Here is a 25543-nt window from a genome sequence, read left to right on the forward strand (position 1 = left end):
TGGAGAGATGCCGGTTTCCCGGCGCAATGCGGGGATTCAGAATGCGTGGGCCAGCTGCAGGGCCTCCTCGATGGCGCGCGCGGCGTCCAGCTCGGCGGCGTTGCGGGCGCCGCCGATGGCGGCCACGCGCATGCCCGAGCCGGCCAGGGCCTGGCTGAGTTCGTCCAGCACGAGCTGGCCGGCGCAGACGATGACGTCGTCCACCGGCAGCACGTGCGCGACGCCGTCACAGGAATACGCCAGGCCCGCGTCGCTGACGCCGTGGTAGGCGACGCCCGTGATCGTCCGCACTCCGGCGCGGCGCAGGCGGCTCTTGAGTATCCAGCCGGTGCTCTTGCCCAGGCGCGCGCCGGGCTTGTCGTGGCTGCGTTGCAGCATGTGGATGAGGCGGCGCGGCGGGGGCGCGGCGGGATCGGCCAGGCCGCCCGGCTGGCGCAGCGACGGATCGATGCCCCAGTGGCGCTGGAAGCGCTCGGGCGATTGCGATTCGGCGGGGTCGCCCAGCAGGAATTCGGCGGTGTCGAAGGCGATGCCGCCGGTCCCGATGATGGCCACGCGCTGGCCGATCCTGCGCCGGCCCGACAGCACTTCGTCATAGAAGGCGACCTTGGGGTGGTCCAGGCCGTCGATGTCGGGCAGGCGCGGCGTTACGCCGGTGGCCACCACCACGGCTTCGTACTGCTCCTGGCGCAGCTGGTCCGCGGTGACGCGCGTGCCCAGCCGCACCGCGATGTCCAGCTCGGCCAGGCGGCCGCGGAAATACCGCAGCATCTCGTCGAACTCGCTCTTGCCGGGGATGCGGCGCGCCAGGTTCAGCAGGCCGCCCAAGGCGTCGGCGGCTTCGTACAGCGTGACTGCGTGGCCGCGTTCGGCGGCGTAGACGGCGAATGCCATGCCGGCCGCGCCGCCGCCGGCCACCGCGATGCGCCGGGGCGTGGCGGCGCGGCCGCGCGGGTAGTCCAGTTCGCGGCCCGCGCGCGGGTTGACCAGGCACGATGCCGTGCGCTCGGTGAAGATGCGGTCCAGGCAGGCTTGGTTGCAGGCGATGCAGCGGTTGATCCGTTCGGGCTGGCCCAGGCGGGTCTTGGCGGCGAACTCGGGATCGGCCAGCAGGGGGCGGGCCATCGAGACGAAGTCGGCCGCGCCGTCGGCCAGCAGGCGTTCGCCCACCTCGGGCGTATTGATGCGGTTGGATGCGATGACCGGGATGGACACCGCGTCCTTGATGTTGCGCACGGCGAATTCCCAGCCCGCCCGCGGTACGGACGCGGCGATGGTGGGGATGGTCGATTCGTGCCAGCCGATGCCGGTATTGAGCATGTCGACCCCGGCTTCCTGCAGGCGCCGCGCCAGTTGCGCGCTTTCGGCGCCGGTCATTCCGTCCTCGACCAGGTCGATGGCCGAGATGCGGTAGATCAGCAGGAAATCCGGGCCGGCGGCGGCGCGCACGGCCTGCACGGTTTCGATCGGCAGGCGGATGCGGTTGTCGAAACCGCCGCCATATTCGTCGTCGCGGGTATTGGTGCGCGGGCTGGCGAACTCATTGAGCAGATAGCCCTCCGAGCCCATGATCTCGACGCCGTCGTAGCCGGCCTGGCGGGCCAGGCTGGCGGTATGGGCGATGGCCAGGACCGTGCGCGCGATGTCCGCGGGCGTCATGGCGCGCGGCACATGGGGGTTGATCGGCGCGCGCTGCGCCGTGGGGCCCACGCACAGCGGGTGCTTGGCGTAGCGTCCCGCGTGCAGGATCTGCAGCACGATGCGGCCGCCTTCTTCGTGCACCGCCCGGGTGATGGCCTGGTGCGGCGCCAGCTGTCCGGCATGCTCCAGGACGGGTGCGTCATGTTCCATGCGGCCGGCCTGGTCGGGCGCGACGCCGCCGGTGAGGATCAGGCCGACTTCGCCCCGGGCGCGTTCGCGGAAGAATTGCGCCAGCCGCTCCACAGGCTGGTCCAGCGTCTCGATGCGGGTATGCATGGCGCCCATGACCATGCGGTTGCGCAGCGCCAGAAAGCCGAAGTCGTAGGGTTGGAGCAGATTCCCGTAGGGGTGCATGGAGACTCCCGGATCATGGAGGACGGTGGAGTGCGCGGCGCGCGGGTCAGCGGTCGGTGAACACGGCCGGCCGCTTTTCCAGGAAGGCCGCCATGCCCTCGGCGGCATCCTGCGACCGGGCGCACAGCGTGAACAGGTCGGCCTCGATGGCCAGCCCGGCCTGCAGCGTGCCGTCCAGGCCGCGGCGGATGGCTTCGCGCGCCATGGCCATGGCCACCTTGCCGTGCGCGGTGAACGGCGCCATGTAGGCGCATCCCAGGTCGGCTGGCGCGCCTGCGTCGACGATGCGGTTGAGCAGGCCGATGCGCAATGCCTCTTCGGCGTTCACGACGCCGCCGGACAGGATGAGCTCGGCGGCGCGCGACGGACCGACCAGGCGTGGCAGGCGCTGCGTGCCGCCATAGCCGGGAATCAGGCCCAGCTTGAGTTCGGGCAGGCCCATCCTGGCCTTGGCCGGGGCGATCCGGAAGGTGCAGGCAAGCGCCAGCTCCAGCCCGCCGCCGAAAGCAAAGCCGTGCACGACCGCCACGCTGGGCAGGGGCGATTGCTCGATGCGGTCGAAGGTGGACTGGGCCAGCCTGACATTGGCGCGATGTTGCGCGGGCGAGCGGGCCTGCAGCTGGGTGATGTCGGCGCCGGCGCAGAACGCCTTGTCGCCGGCGCCGGTGAAGACCATGCCCCGGCAGTCCGACGCTTCGATCCGGTCGAGCGCCGCATTCAGGTCGGCCAGCATCTGCTCGTTCAGGGCATTCATGGCCTGGGGCCGGTTCAGTTCGATGACCGCGAGCTGGTCGCGGAAGGTCGTGAGCACAGTCATGCTTGTCTCCGGGTTCGGGATTTATATCAACATCATGATGCAATAAGGCGACGCTTGTAAAGCGGAAAGTTTGTCCTCGCCGCAAACCGGAACATATAATAATGAACATCGTTCATATAAATAAACGATTTGGCGATGGCGGATCGAGCCGCCGGGCCGACCACAAACACTTATCGAGGAGACCATCATGAAGCTGCCGCGCCTGCTTGCCGCCGCATTGATCGGCGGGCTGATGCTAGCCCCCGCCCTGAGCGCCGCCCAGGACACGTTCCCGGCCAAACCCATCCGCGTCATCGTGCCGTTTGCCCCCGGCGGCGCCACCGACCAGGTGGCGCGCCTGCTGGCCAGCCGGGTATCCGGCCAGCTCGGAGTGCCGGTGGTGGTGGAGAACCGCCCCGGCGCCAACGGCAATATCGGCGCCGAGGCGGTGGCCCAGGCCACGCCCGACGGCTACACCCTGCTGCACAGTACGTCGGCGCTGGGTTTCACCGCCGCCTTCGGCCAGAAAGTCTCCTACCGGCTGGACCAGGACCTGGCCCCCGTTTCCCTGCTGATCGACCAGCCGCTGCTGGTAATGGCCAGCAAGCCGCTGGGGGTGACCGACGTGCGGCAGCTCAAGGACTACGCCGCCCGGCACCCCGGCAAGCTGAACTATGGCTCGTCCGGCACGGGCAACCTGACGCACCTGGCGATGTTCGTGCTGCTGCAGGCCGCCGGGATCGAAGCCACCCACATTCCCTACAAGGGCGGCGCCGGCGCCTTTCCCGATTTCATCGCGGGCCGGCTGGACCTGTTCGCCGATCCCATCAATTCGGCCTATCCCTATGTGCGCGACGGGCGCGTCGTGGCGTTGGCGGTGACGGGCGCGCAGCGCTCGCCGCTGCTGCCAGATGTGCCGACGGCCTCCGAGGTGATCCTGCCCGGTTTCCAGATGGGCGCGTGGCAGGCATTGATGGCGCCGGCCGGGACGCCGCCCGCGGTGATCGCCCGGATCAACGACGCCTACGTGCAAGCCCTCAACGACCCCAAGGTGGTGGCCCAGCTGGCCGCCCAGGGAGCGGTGCCCAAGGCCACCTCGCCAGGCGATTTCCAGGCGTTCCTGCACGCCGAGATCGAACGCTGGCGCAAGGTGGTGCAGACCTCGGGGATCAAGCTGGACTGAGGCGGCAAGGCCGGGGATTCGACGCCGACGTGTGCCCAAATATGTCAACATCATGATGTATTTGGGCAAAAAAAGCACAGAAATCCGTTGTGTGCGCCGGCGCCGTTATATAGAATGGTAAACACTGTTCGTAAATATGAACGACATTTCAACGAAGGCAGGATCTATGTCCGGATCTCTTTCCCATGTGCGCGTGCTGGACCTGACACGGGTGCTGGCGGGCCCGTGGTGTACGCAAATGCTGGCTGACCTGGGCGCGGACGTGATCAAGGTCGAGCGGCCGGTGCTGGGCGACGATACCCGCCACTGGGGGCCGCCGTGGATCGAGAACGACGACGGCGAGCGCGTCGGCGATTCGGCCTACTTCACCTCGGCCAATCGCAACAAGCGGTCCATCGCCATCGATATCGCCACGCCGCAGGGCCAGGCGCTGGTGCGCGAACTGGCGCAGCAGTGCGACGTGCTGGTGGAGAACTACAAGGTGGGCGACCTGGCGCGCTACGGCCTGTCGTACGCCGATCTGCGCGAGCTCAACCCGCGCCTGGTCTATTGCTCGATCACCGGCTACGGGCAGGATGGCCCCTATGCGCACCTGCCCGGCTACGACTTCATCTTCCAGGGCGAGGGCGGGCTGATGAGCATTACCGGCGAGCGCGACGACAAGCCGGGCGGCGGGCCGATGAAATCGGCCATCGCGGTGGCCGACGTGCTGACCGGCCTGAACGCCACCATCGGCATCCTGTCGGCCATCGAAAGCCGCCATGCCAGCGGCGTCGGCCAGCATATCGACGTGGCGCTGCTCGATACCGTGGTCAATTTCGGCGCCAACCAGATCGCCAGCTATTTCGCCAGCGGCGTACTGCCGCGCCGCTGGGGCAACGAGCATCCGAACCTGGCTCCGTACCAGACCTTCCCGACCGCCGACGGCCACATCATCATCGGCTGCGGCAACGACGGGCAATTCCGCCGGCTGTGCGAGTTGATCGGCTGCCCCGAGCTGGCCGGCGATTCGCGTTTTGCCGACATGCCGGGCCGCAACGTGAACCGCGCCGCGCTGGTCGAGGCGCTGGAGGCGCGCTTCCGTACCCAGCCGTCGCGGCATTGGCTGGACCTGCTGGCCAATTCGGAAGTGCCCAACGGCTCGATCAACAACTACGCGCAGGTCTTCGAGCATCCGCAGGTGGTCCACCGCGGCATGCGCGTGGACATGGCGCATCCCGGCGGCACGACGGTCGGCATGGTGGCCAACCCCATCCGCCTGTCCGGCACGCCGGTCCAGTACCGCTATCCGCCTCCGCTGCGCGGCCAGCACACCGCCGAAGTGCTGGCGTCGCTGCTGAACAAGTCCGGCGCCGACATCGAAGCGCTGGAAGCGGCAAGAATCATCGAGACCAGGAATCATCCATGCAAGACAGCCAGTACGCACTGAACGACGACCAGAAGCAGATCCAGGACCTGATCCGGCGCGTCGCGCGCGAACGGGTCGCCCCGCGCGCCAACGACATCGACAGCACGGCCGAGTATCCGCACGACATGTTCGCGCTGCTCAAGGAGCTGGGCCTGTTCACGCTGCCGTTTCCCGAGCGCTACGGCGGCGCCGGCAGCATGCTGTCGGCATGCCTGGCCATCGAGGAATTCGGCCGCGTCTGCTACAACACCGCGTACCTGCTGCTGGTGCAGTGGGTGCCGTTCGGCGCCGTCCTGCACGGCGGCACCGAGGAGCAGAAGGCGCGCCTGCTGCCGGGGCTGGCCAGCGGCGACCTGCGCGGCGCCTTCTCCACCACCGAGGCGCAAAGCGGCTCGGACGTCAGCGGCATCAAGACGCGGGCCGAGAAAGCCGACGGCGGCTTCATCCTGAACGGCGCCAAGATCTGGTGCACCAATTCGGACATCGCCGACTTCATCCTGGTCGCGGCCAAGTACCGCGAGCACGACAAGGACGGCATCAGCCTGTTCATCGTCGAACGGGGCGCGCCGGGCCTGCAGGTGGGCCGCAAGGAAGAAAAAATGGGCGCGCGCGGCGTGCCGTCCTGCCCGCTGTTCTTCGACAACGTCTTCGTGCCCGAGGCCAACATGCTGGGCGGCGGTTTCAAGGCTGTCATGGAAGCCTTCAACGCCAGCCGTCCGCTGATCGGGGCGCGCGGCGTCGGGCTGGCGCAGGGCGCGCTGGACCATGCCATCGAGTTCGTCACCAGCCGCGCGGCGTTCGGCCAGCAGGTCAGCGACTTCCAGGGGGTGCGCTGGATGCTGGCCGATATGGCGATGCAGACCGAGGCGGCGCGCCACCTCGTCTACCGCGCCGCTTCGCTGGTCGACAGCGGGGCGCCGGCGGCCGCGCTGGCGCCGGTGGCCGCCATGGCGAAGTGCTTCGCCAGCGATACCGCCATGAAAGTCGCCACCGACGCCGTGCAGCTGTTCGGCGCGGCGGGCATCTCGTCGGAGTATCCGATCAACCGCTATTTCCGCGACGCCAAGGTGCTGCAGATCATCGAGGGCACCAACCAGATCCAGCGCAACATCATCTCGAACAGCCTGCTCGGCCGTCCGAACCGGAAGTGACCATTCATAAGGAGACCGCCATGAATCACGATGAAATCGAAACCGTAGGCCTGGGGATGTATTTCGAGGACCTGCCGGTGGGACGCAAGTTCAAGACGCTGGGGCGCACCATCCAGGACGCCGATGTATGCGCCTTCATCAACTGCATCCACATGACCGAGGTGCTGTTCACCGACATGGAATTCGTCAAGAACGAATCCGACATCAAGGGGCGTTTCGCGCCAGGCTCGTTCGTCTACGGAATCTCCGAAGGGCTGCTGACGCAGTCCACCATGCAGAAGACCGGCTACGCCTTTCTCAACATGGAGCTGGACATCAAGGGGCCGGCCTTCGTCGGCGACACCATCCACGTCGAATGCGAAGTCATCGAGGCGCGCCTGTCCAACAGCCGGCCGGGCCGGGGTCTGGTGCGCACCTTCAACAAAGTGGTCAAGCAGGACGGCACCGTGGTGATGACGTACACGCCGCTGCGCATGATCAAGTGCCGCGGCTAGGCCGCAACAGGAGACAGGCAATGAAAGGATTGAAAGAGAAAGTCGTGATCGTCACCGGCGGCTGCGGCGGCATCGGGGCGGCGCTGTGCGAGCGCTTCGCGCAGGAAGGGGCCAAGGTCGCGATCCTCGACTTGAACGCCGAGGGCGCCGGCCAGGTCGCCGGGAGGATCCAGGCCGAAGGCGGCGTGGCCGCCTCCTATGGCGTGGACATCACCGACTACCCGGCCGTCGCGGCCGCGGTGGCCCGGGTGGAAAGCGAGCTGGGCCCGGTCGATGTGCTGGTCAACAACGCCGGCTGGGACCACGCCGCGCGGTTTCTCGATACCGAGCCGCCGTTGTGGGACAAGATCGTCAACATCAACCTGAAGGGGCCGATCAACCTGCACCACGCGGTGCTCAAGGGCATGGTGGCGCGCGGCAAGGGCAGCATCGTCAACGTGTCTTCCGACGCGGGGCGGGTCGGCTCGTCGGGCGAGTCGGTCTACTCGGCGTGCAAGGGCGGGATCATCGCGTTCACCAAGACGATCGCCCGCGAAGTGGCGCGCAAGCACATCAACGTCAACGTGGTCTGCCCCGGCCCGACCGACACGCCGCTGTTCCGGGATTTCGCCGGCGAAGGCGAGAGCGGCGCCAAGCTGCGCAACGCGCTGGAGAAGGCCATTCCGTTCGGCCGCCTGGGCCAGCCCCAGGACGTGGTCGGCGCCGTGTGCTTCCTGGCTTCCGAAGACGCGGATTTCATCACCGGCCAGGTGCTGTCGGTATCGGGCGGCTTGACCATGGCGGGCTAGATCCCGCCGGTACAACAGGGCGCGCGGCGCCCGTCATCCAAGCAAACAGGAGATAGACATGGTTCAGTGCAAGCAGTCTTGCATGGGGGATATTGCGTCCACGGCGCGCGGCGGGCGCCGCGGTTTCGTCAGCCTGGCGGGCGCCGTCGCCGCGGCCGCGATGCTGGCCGTCCTGGCCGGCGGCGCGGCGCCGGCCAGCGCGGCATCGGACGGCTATCCGTCCAAGCCGGTCAAGATCGTCCTCGGGTTTTCGGCCGGCGGCGGCACCGACGCCATCGCGCGCACGCTTGCCAAGCACATGGCCAGCACGCTGGGCGCCAACGTGCTGATCGACAACAAGCCGGGCGCCAATGGCAACATCGCCGCCGAGGAAGTCAGCCGCGCGGCCAACGACGGGTATACGCTGCTCTACAACACCTCGTCGATCGCATCGAGTCCGGCGCTCTACAGCAAGCGCCTGTCCTACGACGTGACCCGCGACCTGACGCCGGTTGCGCTCACGGCGAGCCTGCCCATCGTGCTGGTGGTGCCGACCAAGTCGCAGTTCAAGAGCGTCGAGGAACTGGTGGCGTACGCCAAGGCCAATCCGGGCAGGCTGAACTACGCCTCGGCGGGCAACGGCAACGTCACCCACCTGGCATCGCTGTCGTTCGAGGACGCGGTCGGCATCAAGGGCACGCACATTCCGTACAAGGGCGAGGCGCCCGCGCTGGTGGACCTGATGGCCGGCATGGTGGATTATTACTTCGCCACCTCGGCGGGCGCCATCCCGGCGGTCAAGTCGGGCCGCCTGAAGGCGCTGGCGGTGGCCACCAAGGAGCCGCTGGAAACCCTGCCGGGCGTGCCGACGCTGGACGCGACCGTGGCCCCGGGGCTGGAACTGGCGGCCTGGTCGGGGTTGATGGCGCCGGCGGGCGCGCCCGCCGAGGTGATCGCCAAGCTCAACGGCGCGGTCGGCAAGGCGCTGGCCGACCAGGACGTGCTGGCGTTCTTCGCCAACCAGAGCGCCCAGGCCACGCCTTCGACGCCGCAGGAGTACGACGTATTCCTGCGCAAGGAAATCGACGGGCTGGCCAAGGTCATCAAGGGATCCGGGCTGACGCTGGATTGACGCGGGGCCGCCGGTGCGCTTTGCCGCGGGCCGCGCCACGGGCGCGGCCCGCGCCGTTTCAGGCCGACAGGTCCACCACGGTGCGGCCCGTCGTCTGGCCGTCGAGCATGCGCCGCAGCTGGCCGGCCACCTCCTCCAGCCTGATGGCGCGCACCTGTTCGAGCGCGTGGCGCGGCCTGAGGTCGCCGGCCAGCCGCTGCCAGAGCGCGGTTTCCTGGTCGATGTAGTAGCTCAGGTTCACGCCGATCAGGCGCACGCCGCGCAGGATGAACGGCAGCACGCTGGTGGCCAGCGCGTTGCCCGTCACGTTGCCGTAGCTGGCCACGCAGCCCCTGGGCATGAGCGAGCGCAGTATCAGGTCCAGGTGCTGGCCGCCCAGGGCGTCGAGCGCCGCCGCCCAGCGGGCCGGCTCCAGGGGCTTGCCGTTGTCCGCCAGGTCGGCGGGGGCGAGGATGGCGCCGGCTCCCACGGCGCGCAGGTAGGCGTGCTGGTCCGCCTTGGCGCTGACCGCGGTGACAGCATGCCCCAGGCCCGACAGCATTTCGATACCCATGCTGGAGACGGCGCCGGTCGCGCCGTTGACCAGTACCTCGCCGTGTCCGGGCCGGCACCCCGCTTCCTGCAGCAGATGCACCGCAAGCGCGGCGGTGTAGCCGGCAATGCCCAGCGCGGCCGCGTCGCGCAGCGTCATGCCGGCCGGCAGGCGGATCGCCCAGCCGGCCGGCACGCGCAGGTATTGCGAGAAACCGCCGTCATGATCGACGCCGAAGCCGCCGCCCAGGATGGCGACCTCGTCGCCCTCGCGAAACGCGGGGTCGCGCGAGGCCGCCACCCATCCGGAGGCGTCGCTGCCGATCACGCGCGGGAACTTGCGGACGACCTTGCCGTAATCGGTGGTGGCCAGCGCGTCCTTGTAGTTGATGCCGGCGTAGGCCGTGCGGATGACCAGGTCGCCGGGCGACAGGTCGTCCAGTTTCAGGCGCGCCAGGCCCGCGCTGATGTGCGCGTCGCGGCGCACCTGGAACGCGTCGAACGCGCCGTCCGCGGGCATGCCGCCGTGGTCTGTCGAATGCATGGTCTGCTCCTTTCCGTTGTCGTGTTCCATCCGGTATTCCTCTCAAACCGTGTCCTGTTTGCGGGTATCATTCATGAATATGAACGCAATGCATCGGCACTTTTCCGCCTGATCCTCATCCATGAAACCCCCTTCGATCGTCACTTCCGAGCCCCGCTCCCTGCTGCGCATCCTTGGTATCTTCGAAGTGCTGGCCCATCGGGCCGGCGGGGTGACGCTGGCCGAGCTGAGCGCCGCGCTCGAAGCGCCCAAGAGCAGCCTGTTGCTGCTGTTGCGGCCGCTGGCGGCGCACAAGTACCTGGTGCATGCGTCCGGGCGCTATGAGCTCGGGCCCTCCATTTTCAAGCTGTCGGCCGAAGTCCTGGCCAGCGCCGGCATTACGCGCATCCTGCGTCCGTACATCGAGCAGCTGGCGGCGCGTTGCGAGGAAAGCGTGTTCCTGGCGCTGATCGACAAGGAAGCCAAGACCGTCACCTATGTGGATGGCATCGACAGCAGGCAGGCCATCCGGTATTCGGTGCCCATCGGCACGCAGCGTCCGCTGCATGTATCGGCCGCCGGCAAGGTGCTGTTCGCCTTCCAGGACCTGGCCTGGCAGAAGAAGTACCTCAAGACGGTAAAGCTCAAGCCGATGACCAGCAAGCCGCTGCCGGACAGGGCGGCTTTCGAGGCCCAGTTGCAGGAGATCCGCGAGGCCGGCGTGGCCGTGAGCATCGGCGAGGCCGTGGCGGGGGCGTCGGGCATTGCCGCGCCGGTCGTCAAGGCGGACGGCACGGCCAGCTACGCCTTCATGATCGCCGCGCCCAGCGACCGGTTCGTGCAGTCGCTGCCCGCATTGCGCAGCCTGCTGCTGGAAGTGGCGGGCGAGGCCTCGGCCACGCTACGCCACATGCCCGGCGGCTGACGCGCCGGCCAGCCGTTCGCGCCATTGCGCCTGCTCCGCCGGCGCCAGCCACGGCGCCAGCGCCGCCGCGTCGGTGGCGGGGCCGGCGGCCTCGGGCGGGGTGGGCCGGGCAGGCACCGTGCGCGAGAAGCGCGGCGCCGGCGCCGGCTGCATGACGCCGTCGATGTCCACCAGGACTTCGCGCTCGCGGATATGCGGATGCCCGGCGACCTGGTCCAGCGGCAGCACCGGCGCCACGCAGACGTCGGCCGTGCCCAGCAATTCGCACCATTGCGCCTGGGTGCGGGACTTGAACCGCTCGGCCAGGATGGCCCGTGCGCGCGGCCAGCCTTCGCGGTCGGCCTGGCGGCCCAGCCATTCGCGATCGATCTCCATCAGTTCGAGCAGCTTGTCGTGGAACTTGCGTTCCAGCGGCGCGACCGACACCCATCGGCCGTCCGCGCATTCGTAGACGTCGTAGAAATAGGCGCCGGAGTCCAGCAGATTGGCGCCGCGTTCGCTGTTCCACAGGCCGGCGGCCTGCAGGCCGAACAGCGCCGTCGCCAGCGAGGCGGCGCCGTCGACGATGGCGGCGTCGACCACTTGCCCCTGGCCCGATTGGCGCGCCTCGATGATGCCCGCCAGCACGCCCAGCGCGAGATACAGCGCGCCGCCGCCGAAGTCGCCGACCACGTTCAGCGGCGGCGTGGGCGGCTGCCCCGCGCGGCCGATGGCGTGCAGCACGCCGGTCAGGCCGATGTAGTTGAGGTCGTGGCCGGCCACCTGGGCCAGCGGTCCGGTCTGGCCCCAGCCGGTCATGCGGCCGTACACCAGGCGCGGATTGCGTTGCAGGCAGTTTTGCGGGCCCAGCCCCAGGCGCTCGGTCACCCCGGGACGAAAGCCTTCGAGCAGGGCGTCGGAGCCTTCGACCAGGCGCAGGACGAAGTCGCGCGCCGCCGGCTGCTTGAGATCCAGCGCGACGGCCTTGCGGTTGCGCAGCAGCAGGTTGAACTTGAGCGGCCGCTCGATGCCGAGCGAGGCGGGCTCCGGCCGGTCGATGCGCAGCACCGTCGCGCCCAGGTCGGCCAGCAGCATGGCGGCCATCGGGCATGGCCCGATGCCGGCCAGTTCGATGATCTTGACGTCTCGCAGCGGACCCATCACGCCTCTCCCTGGGCGGCGCCCGGCTGGGGGGCGCGTATCAGGTAGAGCGCGCGTCCGCTGGCGACGAGGTTGCCGTCCATGTCGAGCACGCGCGCGTGCGCGGTGGCGAAACGCTTGCCGAAGTGGATGACCTGGCCTTCGGCGCGCAAGTCGCCGGGCGTGGCCACGCGGTGGTAGTCGACGTGCATGTCCATGGTGGGCACGGGGTGGCCGGTCTTGAGCGCGACCGCGTAGTCGCCGGCGGCGTCGATCAGCGTGGCGAGAATGCCGCCGTGGGTGGAGCGGATCTCGGGGCTGGAGATCAGCTCCTCGCGCCACTTGATGCCAAGCACGATGCCTTGCTCGCCCGCTTCCAGCACGGACATGCCCAGCCAGCGGTTGAACGGACTGCGGTTGACGAAGCGGCTTGCCATGTCTAATGCCGTGGAGCTCATCGGAATCCCGTATAGCGTGTAGTGCCGCGGCGGGCGCCAGGTTCGGGACCGGTCGCGCCACGCGGGATTTGCCGGGTCGACGGGGCCGGCCGCCGGCTGGCGGCCGCACGCGTGCGTGCGGAGGAACATCGTTCATGATAATGAACGATGTTCATAAATTTAACTTTTGGCCGGGAGAAATGTCAAGGGGCCGCCGCGCACGGCCTTGCGGCCTGCTATGCCGCCCAGCAGGCGCAACCCAGCGCGCCCCAGAACGCCCGCGCGTCGCTGACCGGCATGGCGCGGTCCGCGGCGGCCAGGTGGGCGTGGCCATGCACGCCGCATGCCGCGGCGCAGCCGCACCGCAATGCCGACGACGCGAGATAGCCATTGCCGCTGTGCGCCTTGCGGGAGAAGTAGCCGCCGAACCTGCGCACCGGAGACCAGTCGGGGGCGGGCGGCGGCAGCGGCGGCGCGTCGCCCGAGAACGGGCCCGCGCCCCAGACGATGTTTCCGCCCAGTACGGTCAGGTCGCTTTCGATGGCGGTGATCTCGTCTTCCGGCACCGCGAAATAGTCGCGGTCCAGCGCGGCCAGGTCGGCGAGCTGGCCGACGGCGATCCGGCCTTTGCGGCCCTCTTCGTTGGAGAACCAGGCGTTGGCCTGCGTCCACAGGCGCAGCGCGGTTTCGCGGCTCTGGCGCTGGGCGGCGGGGTAGATGCGCAGGCCGCCCAGGCTGCGGCCGGTGACCAGCCACCCCAGCGACACCCATGGATTGTAGGAAGCCACGCGCGTGGCGTCGGTGCCCGCGCCCACCGGCACGCCGGCGGCCAGCATGCGCGACACCGGCGGCGTCTGTTCGGCGGCGCCGGCGCCATAGCGTTCGACGAAGTCCTCGGCCTGGTACATCATCCGGTGCTGCACGGCGATGCCGCCGCCCAGGGCGGCGATGCGGTCGATGTTGCGCGGGCTGACGGTCTCGGCGTGGTCGAAGAACCAGTGCAGGCCTTCGAAAGGCTGCTCGGCGTTGACCTTCTCGAATACGTCCAGCGCGCGCGAGATGGTTTCGTCGTAGGTGGCGTGCAGGCGCCAGGGCCAGCGCTGCGATACCAGCTGCCGGATGACCGGTTCGAGGTCGGCCTCCATGCCGGGCGGCAGGTCGGGCCGCGGCTGGCGGAAGTCCTCGAAGTCCGCCGCCGAATACACCAGCATCTCGCCCGCGCCGTTGTGGCGGTACATATCGTCGCCCTGGCCGGGCCGCACCTGATGCCCCCAGCTCTCGAAGTCCGCCAGCTCCGCTTTCGGTTTCTGGGTGAACAGGTTGTACGCCAGGCGCAGCGTGAGCTGGCCGTCGGCGTGCAGTTTCTCGATGATCTGGTAATCCTCGGGATAGTTCTGGAAGCCGCCGCCGGCGTCGATGACGCTGGTCACGCCCAGCCGGTTCAGTTCGCGCATGAAGTGGCGCGTGGAATTGAGCTGGACGTCCGGCTCCAGCTTCGGGCCGCGCGCCAGGGTTGCGTACAGGATGGTGGCGTTGGGCTGGGCGATCAGCAGGCCGGTCGGGTTGCCCTGGCCGTCGCGCTGGATCTCGCCGCCGGGCGGGTTGGGCGTATCGCGGGTATATCCCACGGCGCGCAGGGCGGCGCGATTGAGCAGCGCGCGGTCGTAGAGGTGGAGGATGAAGACCGGCGTATCGGGCGCCGCCGCGTTGATTTCGTCCAGCGTGGGCAATCGCTTTTCGGCGAACTGGTGCCGGGTGAAACCGCCGACCACCCGCACCCATTGCGGCGGCGGCGTGTCGCGCGCCTGGCGCGCCAGCATCGCCATGGCGTCGGCGAGGCTGGGCACGCCGTCCCAGCGCAATTCCATGTTGTAGTTCAGGCCGCCGCGGATGACGTGGGTATGGCTGTCTATCAGGCCCGGGACGACGCGGCGCCCGCCCAGGTCGATGACGCGGGTGGCCGCGCCGGCCGTGGGCAGGATGTCGCGGTCCGCGCCCACGGCGCTGAATATCCCTTGCGTGATGGCCACGGCCTGGGCTTCGGGGCGGCCCGGGTCCAGCGTGGTGAAGCGGCCGCCGTGGAGAATCATGTCGGGTGCTGGCTGCATGGTGTGGCTCCTTGCTGGCGCCGCGTGGCGCGGCGCGTGGTGATTGCGGTCGGGCCGGGCGCTGTCAGGAGGCCGCGCGCCGGGACGGATCGCCCGCGGCGGGGGCCAGCCAGTGTTCGACCACCGGTGGCTGCGGGCCGGTGTGGAACTGGCGCGCGCGTTCCTGCATGTCCTGGTCGGCGATCGTCACGCGCTCGTGCTGGCGCAGGTGTTCGAGCCAGGATGCGGCCAGGAAGTATTCGAGATAACGCCCGGGCTGGGCGGTGTCCTCGAATACGCCCCAGGCATAGGCCCCGTCGCGGCGCCGCTCGCGGCCCACTTCCTGCATGGCCTCGTTGAATTCGGCCGCGCGGGCCGGGTCGATGCGGTACTCGACCGTGACCATGACGGGGCCGCGGTCGTGGTCCAGCGATGGATCGACCATGGGCGCGGGCCAGTGCATGGAGGGGGCCAGGTCGAGCGCGCCGCCGGTCTGCAGTTTCCAGCGCCAGGTCAGCGGGATGGCCAGCAGCGCGCCTGCCGCGGCGATCAGCAAGGCGGCCGGGATGCCCAGGGCCGACGCCGCCTGGCCCCAGATCAGGCTGCCGGCGCTCATCGAGCCGAAGAACACCGTGACGAAGATGGACAGGCCGCGCGCGCGCACCCAATCCGGCAGGGCGACCTGGGCCGAGACGTTCAGGGAGGTGAGCACGGCGATCCACGATGCGCCGCCCAGCAGGCTGATGGCGGCCGCGGCCACGGGATGCGGCACCACGGCGAATACCGCCAGGGTCAGGGCGGTGCCGCAGGTGCCCAGCATGACCATACGGTCGGGACCGCATGACTTGCGCAGCTTGGGCATGACGAGCGCCCCGAGCACCGCGCCCACGCCGACGCAGCCCAGGATGATGCCGTACAGCTGGGCGTCGCCGCCGAGCACGCGGCGCGCGATCAGCGGCAGCAGCGACCAATAGGCGCTGGCGAACACGAAGAACGCCACCGCGCGCACCAGCGTCGATTTCAGGTGCGTGCTGTGGCGCGCATAGCGCAGGCCCGCGGCCATGGCGCCCCACAGCTGTTCGGGCGGCAGGCGGCGCTCGGCCGCCGCCGTCGGCCGCCACCACAGCAGCACGCCGACCACGATCAGGTAGCTCAGCGCATTGACCAGGAAAGGCACGGCCACGCTGAGCGCAGTGATGATGAAGCCAGCCAGCGCCGGACCGATGGCGCGGCTGATGTTGATGCCCACGCTGTTGACCGCCACCGCCTGCTGCAGCGCCGCGCGCGGCACCAGGCTGGGCACGATGGCCTGCCAGGCGGGGGCCGTCAGCGCCGCGCCGGTGCCCATGGCCAGGGTGAACAGCAGCAGGGCCCAGGGCGTGGCCAGGCCGGTCCACACCAGCAGGCCCAGCGCGCCGGCGACCACGGCCAGCGACAGCTGCACCACCAGCAGCAGGCGCCGGCGATCCAGGATGTCGGCCAACGCGCCGGCCGGCAGTGAAAGCAGGAAGACCGGCAGCGTGGTCGCCGTCTGCACCAGGGCCACGAACATGGGCGAGGGCGACAGCGAGGTCATCAGCCAGCCGGCGCCCACGTCGTGCATCCAGGTGCCGATGTTCGAGAGCACGGTGGCGATCCACAGGATCGTAAAGGATCGGGAGGCGAACGGCGAAGGCCCCTTCTCCTGCGCCGGCTGTGCTTGGCTTGCGTCCGTCATGAAAGTCCCCTGTCGGTGGCGTGCCGGCGCGGCCGGCCCGCCATGCGGGCCCGGCTTCCCGTCGGGAGCAGGCGCCATGTGGCGGGGGCGGTCAGGCCTGTTGCGCGGGCACGGGTTCGAGCACCGGATGCGGGCTGGCGGTGCGTTCGGCGGCCTTGTGCACCATCGTATAGGCATAGTCCACTCCCATGCCATAGGCGCCGGAGTGCTCCTTGACGATGTCCATGACCGCGTCGTAGGTGTCGCGCAGCGCCCAGTCGCGCTGCCATTCCAGCATGACCTGCTGCCAGGTGACCGGCACGACGCCGGCCTGGACCATGCGCTGCATGGCGTAGTCGTGCGCCTGCACCGAGGTGCCGCCCGAGGCGTCGGCCACCATGTAGATCTCGTAGCCGCCCTGGTCCATGGCTTCGAGCGCGAAGCTGTTGTTGCAGACCTCGGTCCACAGCCCCGAGACCACCACCTTGCGGCGGCCGTTGGCCTTGAGCGCATCGCGCACCTTCTGGTCGTCCCACGAGTTCATCGAAGTGCGCTCGAGCAGCTTCATGTCCGGGAAGACGTCCAGCAGCTCGGGATAGGTGTGGCCCGAGAAACTGTTCGTCTCGACGGTGGTGATGACGGCCGGGATGCCGAATGCCTTGGCGGCCTTGGCCAGCGCCACGGTGTTGTTCTTGAGCGCCTGGCGGTCCATCGATTGCACGCCAAAGGCCATCTGCGGCTGGTGGTCGATGAAAATGATTTGCGAATTTCGCGGCGTCAGCAGTTCGAGTTTCACGTTGGACATGGCAAGCTCCTTGGTCGGGCGTTGTGCAAGCGGGGCAGTGCGCGGGAGGGCGCGGCGCGCGCGCCGGCCCGCCGCGCGGCGGGGAAACGGGGGCAGGCGGGGTCAGGCTGATGGGGGCGGATCGCCCTTGTCGGGGGCGCCGCCGTCCTTGGGCGCCACGCCGGTGATCTTGGGCGCGCATTCGCTGGCGAACCAGGACACCGAGATGCCTTCGCCGTGGATGACGCGCTTGGTCAGCGGCACGACCTGCTCGCCGATCAGCATGCCGAGCAGGCCGAGCAGCGCGATCGCGGGCGGCGCCGGCGAGCGCACGTTGAGCAGTCCGTAGATGATGCCGACGAGAATGCCAACCGCCAGTGAGATCAAGTACATACCGGGCTCCCGCAACAGAATCGGATAGTGCGTACTTTCCGATAGAGCGCGGAGCCGGGATAGAACGGCAGTACCGCCAATTTGTATGCGCGTCCCCGCCTGGGCGGCGGGCCTGCAGCGCGGGCGCTACTTGCCGCCCTGCGCGCGCCAGGCGCGCGGGCCCACGCCCACCAGCTGCGTGAAGACGCGCGAGAAGTGGCTCTGGTCGGAGAAGCCGCATTCGGTCGAGATGTCCACCAGGAGCGCGTCCGAGCGGGCCAGCAGGTGCTTGGCATGCTCCACGCGTTGCGCGCGAATCCATTCGAACGGGGTGGACCGCGTGTGGCTCTTGAACGCGCGCGCGAATACCGAGCGCGACATGCCGCAATGCGCGGCCACATCGGCCAGGGTGAAGTCGCGCGCCATGTACGCGATCATGTATTCCTTGGCGCGGGCCATCTGGCGCTCGACGCAGGGGCCGGCCGGCCTGCTGCGTTCCAGCTCGGCCTCGCGCCTGCCGTAGCGGCGCATGATGTGCGCCGCCATGGCCAGCGCGACGTGTTCGATGAACAGCTCGTCGCCTTGTTCGTGCCGGGCCAGGTACGGCAGCAGCGCCTGCACCAGGCCATGGACCGTGGCGTCCGCAGCGCCTTGCACCAGCCGCAGGTCCGAGGCCTTGCCGCCGAACATCTCGTCGGCCAGCTGTTCGAAGGCGTCGCAGCCGAAGCGCAGGCGGACGTTGTCGAAGCCCGAAAGGTGCTGGCAGGCGTAGCGGCGCCGCAGGTCGGTCAGCGCCATGACGTGGCGGGCGTGGCCGCCGGTATGCACCAGCCTGCCGTCGCACCACAGCTTGTGCGAGGCGAAATCCTCCAGCTGGCAGACGATCGAATAGGCGGCGCCCTGCGGGATCGCCACCACCGGCGCGCCGGGCGCGTCGCCGCGCCGCGTAAAGCGCGCGGCGCTCATCAGGGGCGAATCCAGGGCGCCGACGCAATACGGCGCGACGACGGCGCGTCCCGTCGCCATGGAAGTGCCTTGAGGGCTCATGTCATGCACCATCGGGCGGATTGCGGCCAGGCCGGCGCGGCCATGGTATCAGGGCTATTGTGCAACGGATCGGCGCCGCGTTGGGCGGCGCGGCTGGCTATGGGGACGGATGGCCCGATCCGCGCAGATAGTCCAGCACTTCCTGGTGGTTGCCGGTAAAGATGATGCGCGCCGCCTTGGCCTGGCGCTGGTACGCGTACATGGGATCGTAGTACTCGGTCAGCAGCGGTTCGATCCAGGCGCGGTGGGCGTCGACGCTGCCGTCGCCGGCCTGTCGGGCCAGGGCTTCGTCCATGAGCGCGGCCAGCCGCCGGTGGCGTTCGCCGCCCAGGCGCCGGGCGATGTTGTCCAGGCTCTGGCGCAGCCGCGCGGCGTACAGGCCGAAGCCGTCCTGCTCGCCATGCAGGGCGATGAACTCGCCGCACAGGTCGATGACGTAGTCGCGCAGGATGCGCTGCACGCGGCCGGGCTGCGTGTCTTCCAGCCAGACCACGGGGTAGCGCTGCATGCCCTGGTACAGGCCGAACGGCAGGCTGCAGCTGCCGATGGCCTGGCTTTCGTCCTCCACCACGAACTGCCGGCAGCCGGCGGCGCGTTTTTTCAGGATGTCGATGGCCAGGCTGTTGTCGAAGTCGATCTGCGCCGGCTGGCCGGTGGCGTGCTTGCCGAAGCTGGAGCCGCGGTGATGGGCGTGCGCTTCGAGGTCCAGGCCATGGTCGAGCTGGCGCAGCACGTCGGTCTTGCCGGTGCCGGTCATGCCGCCCAGCACCACGAAGCCGCATTCGGCAATGGCCTGCTCGATGGTTTCCAGCAGGAAGCCGCGCATGGCCTTGTAGCCGCCGATGACGCGCGGGTACGCGATGCCGGCTTCTTCCCTGAGCCAGGCCTGGCTGATCTGCGAGCGCAGCCCGCCGCGAAAGCAATACAGGTAGCCGTCGGGGTGGGCTTGCGCGAACGCCGCCCAGGCGGCGACGCGCTCGGCCTTGACCGCGCCGCTGACCAGGCGATGGCCCAGCGCGATGGCGGCGTCCTGCCCCTGCTGCTTGTAGCAGAGCCCGACCTTGTGCCGTTCGGCGTCGCTCATCAGCGGCAGGTTGACCGCGCCGGGAAAGGCGCCCTTGGCGAACTCGACCGGCGCGCGGGTGTCGAGCAGGGGCGTATCGCCCAGGAAGAGCGCGCGGAAATCGCGCGTGTCCGCGCGCATCAGAGCACTTCGACGGCGTGAGGGCGCTGCTCGACCAGTTCGCCGATCGGTTCCAGGCGCAGGCCCAACTCGCCCGCGACCGCCAGGAACTCGGCTTCGCCGGCCGGCTCTACCGCCACCAGCAGGCCGCCGCTGGTCTGGGGGTCGCACAGCAGGTCGATGCGATCCTGCGGCAGAGGTGCGATGCGCGCGCCATAGCTGTCGAAGTTGCGGCCGGTGCCGCCGGGCACGCAGCCCTCGGCTAGATAGTGCTCGACGCCGGGCAGGCGCGGTACCTTGGCGTATTCGATGCGCGCGCTCACGCCGCTGCCGTCGGCCATCTCGACCAGGTGGCCCAGCAGGCCGAAGCCGGTGACGTCGGTCATGGCCTTGACGCCGGCCAGGGCGCCGAAGCGGCTGCCGGGCTTGTTCAGGGTGCACATCCAGTCGCGCGCCAGGTTGGCGTCCTCGGGACGCAGGCGCGATTTCTTCTCGGCGGTCGTCAGGATGCCGATGCCCAGCGGCTTGGTCAGGTACAGGCGGCAGCCGGCGGTGCCGGTGTCGTTGCGCTTGAGACGGGCCTTGTCCACGACGCCGGTCACCGCCAGTCCGAAGATCGGCTCGGGAGCGTCGATGGAGTGCCCGCCGGCCAGGGCGATGCCGGCCTCGTCGCAGGCCGCGCGGCCGCCGCGCACCACTTCGCGCGCGACCTCGGGCGGCAGCACGTTGACCGGCCAGCCCAGGATGGCGATGGCCAGCAGCGGATCGCCGCCCATGGCGTAGATGTCGCTGATGGCGTTGGTGGCGGCGATGCGGCCGAAGTCGAACGGATCGTCGACGATGGGCATGAAGAAATCGGTGGTCGACACGACGCCGCGCTGTTCGTCCAGGGCATAGACCGCGGCGTCGTCGCGCGAGGCGTTGCCGACCCACAGCCGGGGGTCGAGGTTCTGCGCGCCGCTGCCGGCCAGGATGATTTCCAGCACCTTGGGGGAGATCTTGCAGCCGCAGCCGGCGCCGTGGCTGTACTGGGTGAGGCGGACCGGAGTGTTCATGATGCTTCCGTAATGGCGGGACCAGAGGATTCTAATCCAGCCATGCCTCGCAGGCCGCCGCGCGGCGGGCCCGGCCGGGCGCCGCCGCGGGCGCGGCTAGGCGTCGGGCGCCAGCAGCACCGCGTCGACTTCGATGGCGAAGCCGGGCAGGTTGGACTGCGTCAGGGTGCGGGCCGGCGGGGGCGAACCGACGTAGCCGGCGTAGATCGCGTCGAAGGCCTTTGCGTCGGCCGGGTCGGTCAGGAATACGCCGACCCGCACGGCATGCTTGAGCGACAGCCCGGCCGCGTTGGCCGCGGCTTCGAGGTTGTCCAGCGCCATGCGGGCCTGGTCGGCGAAGGGCTTGTCGCCATGGCGCACGTTGTCGCGGTCGCGCGGGGTCTGTCCGGCCAGGAACACGAGGTTGCCCGCCCGCACGGCCACGCTGTAGGTGCCCGCCGGCGGCGGCGTCAGGTCGCTGGCGTAGGCTTGGATCGTCATGGATGTCCTCCCGGGTCAGGCGCGGTAGCGCTCGATGAGTTGCGCGGTGCGCTCGATGGCCTGCACGGCGGCGGCGTGGTTCTGCGAGAAGTTCAGGCGGATGCTGTCGTCGGCGTGGGGGCTGAATTCGGTGCCCGGGGTGACGGTGACGCCGGCCTGGGCGCGCAGGATGCGCACGAAATCGTGCAGCGATACGGCCAGCGCGGGCAGGCGGGGGAACAGGTAGCTGCCGGCCTCGGGCGCGCGCACGGCCACGCCGGGCACGCCGCGCAGGACGCGGATCAGGTCGTCGCGGATGGCCTGGTGGGCGGCGATGCGTTCGTCCATCCAGCCGGCGGGCTCCTCGAACCAGGTTCGCAGCACTGCCTGGCAGTAGCCGGGGGCGCGCAGCGAGACGATGGCCTGCAGTTTTTCCATGCGGTCGATCAGGTGTGCGGGGCCGAAGGCCACGCCCAGGCGGTAGCCGCTGAGCGATTCGGTCTTGGATGGTCCCATGATGGTGATGACGTTGGCCGGGGCCTGGGGCAGGGCGCGCAGGTGGGTGTAGCGGGTGCCGGCGTAGAGCAGGCGCGAGTAGAGCTGGTCGACGATGAGGGTGGCGTCGTAGCGGCGGGCGAGGTCGGCGATCCGGGCGATTTCCTCGGGCGAGTAGACCACGCCGGCGGGGTTGTTGGGGTTGGAGAACAGGAAGGTGCGCACGCCGGCCTTGAAGGCGGCTTCGAGCTGGTCGAGGTCCAGTCCGGCGCCGCTGTCGCGTTCGAGGTGGCGCATGTCGACGGGGACGATTTCGCCGCCGAGGAATTCGACCAGTTTGCGGTTGGCGAAGTAGTCCGGGCGCACGATGGCGACCTTGTCGCCGGCGGTGACCGAGGAGGCGATGGCCAGGAACAGGGCGCCCTGGGTGCCCGGGGTGATGATCAGTTCGTTGGCGCCGCTGACGGGCGCGCCGGTGAACTGGGCCAGGTGGGCGGCCACGCGTTCGCGCAGTTCGGCGGCGCCGCGGTATTCGGTATAGGCCTGTTCGCCGCCGCGCTCGACGCCTTGGACGAATTGCTGCAGCGAGCCGGGTGTGGGGGCGAAGGCGCTGGTGTTGACGTCGCCGTGGGAGAAGTCGACCGGGGTGCCGGGCAGGGTGTCGCCGCGCAGCAGGCCCTCGAGGCCGGCGTTGCCCTGGCGCACTTCCTGGCCGGGCGCGTGGTCGGTGGACAGGCGGGCGAACTTGGCTTCGATCGGGGTCATGTGGGTTCCTTTGTCAGTGGTGTGGCGGTGCCACGAAGCGTTGTGCTCAGACCGTGCCGCCTTGCCGTTGCCGGCTGGCGATCCAGTCTTCCAGGTAGTGGATGCCGGCGCCGCCCTCGCAGAACACCGGGTCGGCCAGCAAGTCCCGGTGCAGGGGAATATTGGTGTCTATGCCTTCGACGACCGCCTCGCGCAGGGCCACGCGCATGCGCGCCAGGGCCTGTTCGCGATCGTCGCCGAAGGCGATGAACTTGCCTATCATCGAGTCGTAGTGTGCCGGCACCACGTAGCCGGCGTAGGCGTGCGAATCGACGCGCACGCCCGGCCCGCCGGGCGGTTGCCATTGGGCGATGCGGCCCGGCGAAGGCATGAAGGTGGCGGGGTTCTCGGCATTGATGCGGCATTCGATGGCGTGGCCGCTGCGGCGCACCTGCTCCTGGGTCCACGGCAGCGGCTCGCCGGCGGCGATGCGGATCTGCGCCTGCACGATGTCGATGCCGGTGGTCAGCTCGGTGATGGGATGTTCCACTTGCAGCCGCGTATTCATTTCGATGAAATAGAACTGGCCGTCCTCGTACAGGAATTCGAAAGTGCCCGCGCCACGATAGCCGATTGCGCGGCAGGCGTGGGCGCAGCGCTGTCCGATCGCCTCGACGGCGGCGGGGTCCAGCCCCGGCGCGGGCGATTCTTCGAGGATCTTCTGGTGGCGGCGCTGCATCGAGCAATCGCGCTCGCCCAGCCAGACGGCGTTGCCGTGATGGTCGGCCAGCACCTGGATCTCGATGTGGCGCGGACGCTGCAGGAAGCGCTCCATGTAGAGATCGGGATTGCCGAAGGCGGCCAGCGCCTCGGCGCGCGTGGTCTGCACCGCGCCGTGCAGCGCGGCTTCGTGCTCAACCACCCGCATGCCGCGTCCGCCGCCGCCGCCGGCCGCCTTGACGATCAACGGAAAGCCGATGGCGCGCGCCTGTGCGGCGATGGCGTCGGGGTCGTCGGGCAGTACGCCTTCCGAACCCGGCACGCAGGGCACGCCGGACTGCTGCATGGCCCGCTTGGCCTGGACCTTGTCGCCCATGGTGCGGATGGCGGCCGCCGTCGGCCCGATGAAGGCCAGCCCGGCGGCGTCCACGGCCTCGGCGAAAGCGGCGTTCTCGCTCAGGAAGCCGTAGCCGGGATGGATGGCGTCGGCGCCGGTAAGGCGCGCGGCGCCGATGATGGCCGACGCCTGCAGGTAGCTGCGCGCCGACGGCGCCGGCCCGATGCACAGCGCGTCGTCGGCGTGGCGTACATAGGCGGCATCGCGGTCGGCCTCGGAGTACACCACCACGGTCTGGATGCCGAGCTGATGGCAGGCGCGCTGGATGCGCTGGGCGATCTCGCCGCGGTTGCTGATGAGGACTTTACGGAACATGGCGCGGCTCGTCGGGTTGGATGACCAGCAAGGGCTGGCCCTGTTCGACGGCCTGGCCGTCTTCGCACAGCACGCGCAGCACGGCGCCGGCGCGCTCGACGCTGACTTCGGTCATCATCTTCATGGCTTCGATCACGCATGCCGGGGCGTGCGCGGCCAGGCGGTCGCCGGGCGCAGCCAGGGGCTGCGCGCCGGGCCGCGCGGCGCGGTAGAACGTGCCGGTCAGCGGCGCGGTGATGGTGTACTCGCCGGCGGCGGCCGGGCTGGGCTGCGCCGGGCTGCCGGCCGGCGCCGATTCGTCGGCGGGCGGCTGGCCGGGCGTGGCGTCGCGCAGCACGCGGATGGTGCGGCCGGCCTCGCTGACCACGAGTTCGGCGATGCGTTCTTCGGCGGCCAGGACGATCAGGTCGTGGACCAGGCGGGATTTCTCGCTCATGACTCACCCGTGGGCTGCAAGTGGAACAGGGGCATGCCGTAATCGACACGCTGGCCGGCATCGGCCAGTACGGCGACGATCACGCCGTCGGCGGGTGCGGCGACTTCCGTGGCGCCCGGCTCCAGTTCGAGCCGGGCCAGCAACTGGCCCCGCCGCACCGCGGCGCCGGGCGCGACGGCGGCCTGCCCGGTCTCGGGGCCGGCGGGCTGGAACAGGCCCAGGCCCGCCGAGCGTATCGTGACCAGGCCGGCGTCGGGCGCGCCGGCCGCGGCGGGTTGGTCCGGCGGCGCGGCGGCCGGCTGGCGTTCCACGCGGATGTGCAGCAAGCGGTCGTCTTCCCGCAGTTCCAGGGCGTCGACGCCGTGGCGGCGCAGCTGGCGCGCGTAGGCGCGGATTTCTTCCAGGTCCATCGTCGTCGCGCTCCGGTCAGCGGACCTGCGCCAGCGCGGCCAGCGTGCTGGCCACCATGTCGCGCAGCGTGGGCAGCACGCGCTCGGCCAGGTCTGCGCGGTAGGCGAACGGTTCGGTCTCGTCCATGTACAGGCGCTGGGTCATCTCCAGCTGCACCGCGTGCACGCCCTGGCCTGGCTGGCCATAGTGGCGGGTGATGTAGCCGCCCTTGAAGCGGTCGTCGACCACCCAGTCGAAGGGGCTTGCGCCAGCCACGGCGATCGCGGCCTTGCGCAGGGCCGGCGCGCAGGCCGCGCCGCTGAAGGTGCCGATATTGAGGTCGGGCAGCCGGCCCTCGAACAGATAGGGCAGCACGCTGGCGATCGAATGCGCTTCCCACAGCAGCACATGCGGATGCAGGCCGCGCATGCGGTCCAGCTCCGCCCGCATGGCGTCGTGGTAGGGACGCCAGTACGTGTCGACGCGCCGCGCGGTCTCGGCGGCGTCGGGCTGGTCGGCCGGGTCGAGGTACAGCGGCTCGTCGTGAAAACTGGTGACCGGGCACAGCGTGGTGGTGGTCTGGCCCGGATACAGGGCGGCGCCATCGCTGGGGCGGTTGACGTCGATGACGTAGCGCGAGTAGTTGGCGCGCAGTATCGAGGCGCCCATGGCGCGCGCGAAGTCGTACAGGCGCGACAGGTGCCAGTCGGTGTCGGCGATCTTGCGCGCCGCCGGCGTCATGCGGCGGGCGAATTCCTCGGGCAGGCATTCGCCGCCGTGCGGAATGGAGACGAGCAGGGGAATGGTGCCCGATTCGAGCGTGACGATGGGAGGATTCATGG

The 25543-nt window shown here is 69.6% G+C and carries 25 protein-coding genes; 7 read left to right on the forward strand and 18 right to left on the reverse strand.

Going from position 1 to position 25543, the window contains the following annotated elements:
• Window positions 1–36: 36 nt before the first annotated feature.
• Window positions 37–2055: an NADPH-dependent 2,4-dienoyl-CoA reductase gene (locus tag CAL11_RS01140; RefSeq protein ID WP_086091893.1), complete on the reverse strand. Its 2019-nt coding sequence runs from the start codon at window positions 2053–2055 to the stop codon at window positions 37–39.
• A gap of 46 nt (window positions 2056–2101) precedes the next feature.
• Window positions 2102–2872, reverse strand: a complete 771-nt coding sequence (locus CAL11_RS01145; RefSeq protein ID WP_086091894.1) for an enoyl-CoA hydratase/isomerase family protein — start codon at window positions 2870–2872, stop codon at window positions 2102–2104.
• A 187-nt stretch (window positions 2873–3059) separates the two neighbouring features.
• Here CAL11_RS01145 and CAL11_RS01150 point away from each other — a divergent pair, with 187 nt between their 5' ends.
• The 6 genes from CAL11_RS01150 (at window position 3060) to CAL11_RS01175 (ending at window position 8986) form a co-directional block, all read left to right on the forward strand.
• Entirely contained in the window at window positions 3060–4034 is a 975-nt protein-coding gene (locus CAL11_RS01150; RefSeq protein WP_086091895.1) for a Bug family tripartite tricarboxylate transporter substrate binding protein, read from the forward strand.
• Window positions 4035–4200: 166 nt separating this feature from the next.
• Entirely contained in the window at window positions 4201–5463 is a 1263-nt protein-coding gene (locus CAL11_RS01155) for a CaiB/BaiF CoA transferase family protein (protein WP_086091896.1), read from the forward strand.
• Window positions 5439–6593 (forward strand): acyl-CoA dehydrogenase family protein, encoded by a 1155-nt coding sequence (locus CAL11_RS01160; RefSeq protein ID WP_086091897.1) that lies wholly within the window; start codon window positions 5439–5441, stop codon window positions 6591–6593. The genes CAL11_RS01155 and CAL11_RS01160 overlap by 25 nt, the downstream gene beginning before the upstream one ends.
• A 20-nt stretch (window positions 6594–6613) precedes the next feature.
• Window positions 6614–7087: a MaoC family dehydratase gene (locus CAL11_RS01165; protein WP_176462775.1), complete on the forward strand. Its 474-nt coding sequence runs from the start codon at window positions 6614–6616 to the stop codon at window positions 7085–7087.
• A 20-nt stretch (window positions 7088–7107) separates the two neighbouring features.
• Window positions 7108–7875, forward strand: coding sequence for a glucose 1-dehydrogenase (locus CAL11_RS01170; protein ID WP_033467767.1), 768 nt, complete (start codon window positions 7108–7110; stop codon window positions 7873–7875).
• A 58-nt stretch (window positions 7876–7933) separates the two neighbouring features.
• The gene (locus CAL11_RS01175) at window positions 7934–8986 is read left to right on the forward strand and encodes a tripartite tricarboxylate transporter substrate binding protein (protein ID WP_086091898.1); all 1053 of its coding nucleotides are present in this window, start codon (window positions 7934–7936) and stop codon (window positions 8984–8986) included.
• 58 nt (window positions 8987–9044) lie between these two features.
• Here CAL11_RS01175 and CAL11_RS01180 read toward each other — a convergent pair whose 3' ends face one another.
• Complete coding sequence (locus CAL11_RS01180; protein ID WP_086094489.1) at window positions 9045–10061, reverse strand: acryloyl-CoA reductase; 1017 nt, start codon at window positions 10059–10061, stop codon at window positions 9045–9047.
• A 121-nt stretch (window positions 10062–10182) separates the two neighbouring features.
• Here CAL11_RS01180 and CAL11_RS01185 point away from each other — a divergent pair, with 121 nt between their 5' ends.
• Window positions 10183–10965: an IclR family transcriptional regulator gene (locus CAL11_RS01185; RefSeq protein ID WP_033467761.1), complete on the forward strand. Its 783-nt coding sequence runs from the start codon at window positions 10183–10185 to the stop codon at window positions 10963–10965.
• Here the strand turns inward: CAL11_RS01185 and CAL11_RS01190 are convergent.
• The 15 genes from CAL11_RS01190 to hutG form a co-directional block, all read right to left on the reverse strand.
• Window positions 10942–12105 carry a CaiB/BaiF CoA transferase family protein gene (locus tag CAL11_RS01190; protein WP_086091899.1) on the reverse strand — a complete coding sequence of 388 codons (1164 nt, stop codon included), beginning with the start codon at window positions 12103–12105 and terminating at the stop codon, window positions 10942–10944. The two genes, CAL11_RS01185 and CAL11_RS01190, sit on opposite strands and share 24 nt — an antisense overlap.
• Window positions 12105–12542, reverse strand: a complete 438-nt coding sequence (locus CAL11_RS01195) for a PaaI family thioesterase (protein WP_050458219.1) — start codon at window positions 12540–12542, stop codon at window positions 12105–12107. The genes CAL11_RS01190 and CAL11_RS01195 overlap by 1 nt, the downstream gene beginning before the upstream one ends.
• A gap of 215 nt (window positions 12543–12757) precedes the next feature.
• Entirely contained in the window at window positions 12758–14629 is a 1872-nt protein-coding gene (locus tag CAL11_RS01200; protein ID WP_086091900.1) for an amidohydrolase, read from the reverse strand.
• 64 nt (window positions 14630–14693) lie between these two features.
• Entirely contained in the window at window positions 14694–16325 is a 1632-nt protein-coding gene (locus CAL11_RS01205; protein WP_086091901.1) for an MFS transporter, read from the reverse strand.
• A 91-nt stretch (window positions 16326–16416) separates the two neighbouring features.
• A complete protein-coding gene (locus CAL11_RS01210; RefSeq protein WP_086091902.1) occupies window positions 16417–17109 on the reverse strand; it encodes a hydrolase in 693 nt (230 codons plus the stop codon).
• Window positions 17110–17211: 102 nt separating this feature from the next.
• Window positions 17212–17481 (reverse strand): DUF1427 family protein, encoded by a 270-nt coding sequence (locus CAL11_RS01215; protein ID WP_086091903.1) that lies wholly within the window; start codon window positions 17479–17481, stop codon window positions 17212–17214.
• Between the two features lie 126 nt (window positions 17482–17607).
• Window positions 17608–18507, reverse strand: coding sequence for a helix-turn-helix transcriptional regulator (locus CAL11_RS01220; protein WP_157668837.1), 900 nt, complete (start codon window positions 18505–18507; stop codon window positions 17608–17610).
• A 97-nt stretch (window positions 18508–18604) separates the two neighbouring features.
• The gene (mnmH, locus tag CAL11_RS01225) at window positions 18605–19711 is read right to left on the reverse strand and encodes a tRNA 2-selenouridine(34) synthase MnmH (RefSeq protein ID WP_086091905.1); all 1107 of its coding nucleotides are present in this window, start codon (window positions 19709–19711) and stop codon (window positions 18605–18607) included.
• Window positions 19711–20745, reverse strand: a complete 1035-nt coding sequence (gene selD, locus CAL11_RS01230) for a selenide, water dikinase SelD (protein WP_086091906.1) — start codon at window positions 20743–20745, stop codon at window positions 19711–19713. The genes mnmH and selD overlap by 1 nt, the downstream gene beginning before the upstream one ends.
• A 96-nt stretch (window positions 20746–20841) precedes the next feature.
• Window positions 20842–21225 carry a RidA family protein gene (locus CAL11_RS01235; RefSeq protein WP_033467750.1) on the reverse strand — a complete coding sequence of 128 codons (384 nt, stop codon included), beginning with the start codon at window positions 21223–21225 and terminating at the stop codon, window positions 20842–20844.
• A gap of 15 nt (window positions 21226–21240) precedes the next feature.
• On the reverse strand, window positions 21241–22464 hold the full coding sequence (locus tag CAL11_RS01240) for a pyridoxal phosphate-dependent aminotransferase (RefSeq protein ID WP_086091907.1): 1224 nt from the start codon (window positions 22462–22464) through the stop codon (window positions 21241–21243).
• Window positions 22465–22510: 46 nt separating this feature from the next.
• Window positions 22511–23875 (reverse strand): acetyl-CoA carboxylase biotin carboxylase subunit, encoded by a 1365-nt coding sequence (accC, locus tag CAL11_RS01245; protein WP_086091908.1) that lies wholly within the window; start codon window positions 23873–23875, stop codon window positions 22511–22513.
• Window positions 23865–24311, reverse strand: coding sequence for an acetyl-CoA carboxylase biotin carboxyl carrier protein (locus tag CAL11_RS01250; RefSeq protein ID WP_086091909.1), 447 nt, complete (start codon window positions 24309–24311; stop codon window positions 23865–23867). Before CAL11_RS01250 ends, accC begins: the two co-directional genes overlap by 11 nt.
• Entirely contained in the window at window positions 24308–24721 is a 414-nt protein-coding gene (locus CAL11_RS01255) for an acetyl-CoA carboxylase biotin carboxyl carrier protein subunit (protein ID WP_086091910.1), read from the reverse strand. The genes CAL11_RS01250 and CAL11_RS01255 overlap by 4 nt, the downstream gene beginning before the upstream one ends.
• A 16-nt stretch (window positions 24722–24737) precedes the next feature.
• The gene (gene hutG, locus CAL11_RS01260; RefSeq protein ID WP_086091911.1) at window positions 24738–25541 is read right to left on the reverse strand and encodes an N-formylglutamate deformylase; all 804 of its coding nucleotides are present in this window, start codon (window positions 25539–25541) and stop codon (window positions 24738–24740) included.
• Between the last annotated feature and the right edge of the window lie 2 nt (window positions 25542–25543).

The organism is Bordetella genomosp. 6 (assembly GCF_002119705.1).
GTDB classification, from domain to species: Bacteria; Pseudomonadota; Gammaproteobacteria; order Burkholderiales; family Burkholderiaceae_B; genus Bordetella; species Bordetella bronchiseptica_F.

Bases quoted from the DNA above. Each gene is read 5' to 3' on its own strand.
- CAL11_RS01140 (WP_086091893.1), bottom strand. From the start codon at position 2,055: ATGCACCCCTACGGGAATCTGCTCCAACCCTACGACTTCGGCTTTCTG.
- CAL11_RS01145 (WP_086091894.1), bottom strand. From the start codon at position 2,872: ATGACTGTGCTCACGACCTTCCGCGACCAGCTCGCGGTCATCGAACTG.
- CAL11_RS01150 (WP_086091895.1), top strand. From the start codon at position 3,060: ATGAAGCTGCCGCGCCTGCTTGCCGCCGCATTGATCGGCGGGCTGATG.
- CAL11_RS01155 (WP_086091896.1), top strand. From the start codon at position 4,201: ATGTCCGGATCTCTTTCCCATGTGCGCGTGCTGGACCTGACACGGGTG.
- CAL11_RS01160 (WP_086091897.1), top strand. From the start codon at position 5,439: ATGCAAGACAGCCAGTACGCACTGAACGACGACCAGAAGCAGATCCAG.
- CAL11_RS01165 (WP_176462775.1), top strand. From the start codon at position 6,614: ATGAATCACGATGAAATCGAAACCGTAGGCCTGGGGATGTATTTCGAG.
- CAL11_RS01170 (WP_033467767.1), top strand. From the start codon at position 7,108: ATGAAAGGATTGAAAGAGAAAGTCGTGATCGTCACCGGCGGCTGCGGC.
- CAL11_RS01175 (WP_086091898.1), top strand. From the start codon at position 7,934: ATGGTTCAGTGCAAGCAGTCTTGCATGGGGGATATTGCGTCCACGGCG.
- CAL11_RS01180 (WP_086094489.1), bottom strand. From the start codon at position 10,061: ATGCATTCGACAGACCACGGCGGCATGCCCGCGGACGGCGCGTTCGAC.
- CAL11_RS01185 (WP_033467761.1), top strand. From the start codon at position 10,183: ATGAAACCCCCTTCGATCGTCACTTCCGAGCCCCGCTCCCTGCTGCGC.
- CAL11_RS01190 (WP_086091899.1), bottom strand. From the start codon at position 12,105: ATGGGTCCGCTGCGAGACGTCAAGATCATCGAACTGGCCGGCATCGGG.
- CAL11_RS01195 (WP_050458219.1), bottom strand. From the start codon at position 12,542: ATGAGCTCCACGGCATTAGACATGGCAAGCCGCTTCGTCAACCGCAGT.
- CAL11_RS01200 (WP_086091900.1), bottom strand. From the start codon at position 14,629: ATGCAGCCAGCACCCGACATGATTCTCCACGGCGGCCGCTTCACCACG.
- CAL11_RS01205 (WP_086091901.1), bottom strand. From the start codon at position 16,325: ATGACGGACGCAAGCCAAGCACAGCCGGCGCAGGAGAAGGGGCCTTCG.
- CAL11_RS01210 (WP_086091902.1), bottom strand. From the start codon at position 17,109: ATGTCCAACGTGAAACTCGAACTGCTGACGCCGCGAAATTCGCAAATC.
- CAL11_RS01215 (WP_086091903.1), bottom strand. From the start codon at position 17,481: ATGTACTTGATCTCACTGGCGGTTGGCATTCTCGTCGGCATCATCTAC.
- CAL11_RS01220 (WP_157668837.1), bottom strand. From the start codon at position 18,507: ATGAGCCCTCAAGGCACTTCCATGGCGACGGGACGCGCCGTCGTCGCG.
- mnmH (WP_086091905.1), bottom strand. From the start codon at position 19,711: ATGCGCGCGGACACGCGCGATTTCCGCGCGCTCTTCCTGGGCGATACG.
- selD (WP_086091906.1), bottom strand. From the start codon at position 20,745: ATGAACACTCCGGTCCGCCTCACCCAGTACAGCCACGGCGCCGGCTGC.
- CAL11_RS01235 (WP_033467750.1), bottom strand. From the start codon at position 21,225: ATGACGATCCAAGCCTACGCCAGCGACCTGACGCCGCCGCCGGCGGGC.
- CAL11_RS01240 (WP_086091907.1), bottom strand. From the start codon at position 22,464: ATGACCCCGATCGAAGCCAAGTTCGCCCGCCTGTCCACCGACCACGCG.
- accC (WP_086091908.1), bottom strand. From the start codon at position 23,875: ATGTTCCGTAAAGTCCTCATCAGCAACCGCGGCGAGATCGCCCAGCGC.
- CAL11_RS01250 (WP_086091909.1), bottom strand. From the start codon at position 24,311: ATGAGCGAGAAATCCCGCCTGGTCCACGACCTGATCGTCCTGGCCGCC.
- CAL11_RS01255 (WP_086091910.1), bottom strand. From the start codon at position 24,721: ATGGACCTGGAAGAAATCCGCGCCTACGCGCGCCAGCTGCGCCGCCAC.
- hutG (WP_086091911.1), bottom strand. From the start codon at position 25,541: ATGAATCCTCCCATCGTCACGCTCGAATCGGGCACCATTCCCCTGCTC.